Raw genomic sequence first — 1734 nt, forward strand, 5'->3', positions numbered from 1 at the left:
CCCGACGCCGCGCCGGCGGCCCGCCGTGAGCGGGTCGAGGGCCGGGCCGCGCGCCGCGCCGGGGGCGACGACAGCGGCGCCGGCCGGGCCTGAGACGCTGCGTCGATGCCGGTCTTCCGCGAGGTCTTGGCACACGCAGCCGCACAACCGCACCGGATCGCCGTCCGGTGCGGCGACACGACGCGCACCTATGCCCAGCTGGCCCGCGACGCCGAGCGGGCCCGGCCGGACGTCAAACCGGGCGCGCTGGTCCCGCTGCCGGACGACGACCCGGTCTCCCAGCTCACCGCGTTGCTGGGCGCGGACGCCGCCGGCGCGGTCCCGCTGGCCACCGACCCGTCGTGGCGGCCCGAGCACCGGAGGGCGCTGCTCGGCCCGCTGCCGGCGACGGTCGACGGCGCGGTGGAGTACGACCTGGCCTGGGCCGGGTTCACGTCGGGCAGCACCGGCCGGCCGCGGGTCGTCGTGCGGTCGCGGTCGTCGTGGACGGGGTCGTTCGCGGCGACGGACCGGCTGACCGGGATCACCGCCGACGACACCGTGCTGGTCCCGGGGTCGCTGTCGTGGTCGCTGACGGCGTTCGCGGCGGCGCACGCGCTGGCGGCCGGCGCGACGGTGCTGCTGACCGGCGACTGGTCGCTGCCGGGGCTGCGGGCCGCGCTGCCGGCGGCCGACGTCGCGCATCTGGTGCCGCACCGGCTGGGCGCGGTGCTCGACGCGCGGCCGCGGCGGCTCCGGACGGCGGTGGTCGGCGGCGCCGCACTGGGGACGGCGCTGCGCGAGCGGGCGGCCGACGCGGGGATCGGGGTCGTCGCGTACTACGGCGCCACCGAGCTGTCCTTCGTCGCCGTCGACCCGGACGGGTCCGGGCTGCGGCCGTTCGACGATGTCGAGATCGAGCGACGAGCCGGCGAGGTGTGGGTGCGTTCGCCCTGGCTGGCGCACGGTTACCTGGGTGACGGCGGTCCACTGCGCCGCGACGACGACGGCTGGGCGACGGTCGGCGACCTCGCCCATCCCGGCGAGCCCCTCGTGCTGCGCGGCCGCGGCGACGGCGCGATCCTCACCGGTGGCGCGACCGTCGTCCCGGAGGACGTCGAGGCGGTGCTGGCCGCGGTCCCAGGCGTGGCCAGCGTCGTGGTCGTCGGCCTGCCGCACCCGGAGCTGGGCCAGGTCGTCGCCGCCGTCGTCCACGGTGACGGGGTGCGGCGGGCCGAGCTGGAGGCCGCCGCCCGCGCGGGACTGACGCCGAGCCAGCGGCCGCGGCGCTGGCTCGCCGTCGACGAGCTGCCCCGGACGTCCACCGGCAAGCCGGTCCGCGCGCCGGCCGCGGCCCTGACCACCCGGCCACTGACGTGAGCGCGCCGGTCGTCGTCGCGGCCCGCCGGACGCCCGTCGGCACGGCCGGGAAGACGCTGCGCGAGGTGACCGTCGAGCACCTGGCCGCGCCGGTGCTGACCGCGGTCGTCGACGACGTGTGGCCGCTCACCGCGATGCGCGCCGTCGACGACGTCGTGCTCGGCAACTGCCTCGGGCCGGGCGGCAACGTCGCGCGGGTCGCGGCGCTGGCCGCCGGGTTCGACGTCGCGGTGCCGGGCGTCACCGTCGACCGGCAGTGCGGGAGCGGGCTCGCCGCGATCCTGCAGGCGGGGCAGGCGATCCGGGCCGGTGCGGCGCGGCTGGTGCTGGCCGGCGGCGTCGAGAGCGCGTCGACGGCGCCGCGGCGCTCCCACC

2 protein-coding genes are annotated in these 1734 nt (G+C 79.1%); both read left to right on the forward strand.

What is annotated here, in order from left to right; genetic code table 11:
- The first annotated feature begins 105 nt into the window (after positions 1-105).
- Positions 106-1359 (forward strand): AMP-binding protein, encoded by a 1254-nt coding sequence (locus DY240_RS22795; RefSeq protein ID WP_119662084.1) that lies wholly within the window; start codon positions 106-108, stop codon positions 1357-1359.
- On the forward strand, positions 1356-1734 hold a 379-nt coding region (locus tag DY240_RS22800), incomplete at its 3' end, for a thiolase family protein (protein ID WP_325049304.1). The genes DY240_RS22795 and DY240_RS22800, both read left to right, overlap by 4 nt.

Origin of the sequence: Jiangella rhizosphaerae (assembly GCF_003579925.1) — a bacterium.
Lineage (GTDB): Bacteria > Actinomycetota > Actinomycetes > Jiangellales > Jiangellaceae > Jiangella > Jiangella rhizosphaerae.

Coding starts and splice junctions, on each gene's coding strand:
- DY240_RS22795 (WP_119662084.1), top strand. CDS start 106: ATGCCGGTCTTCCGCGAGGTCTTGGCACACGCAGCCGCACAACCGCAC.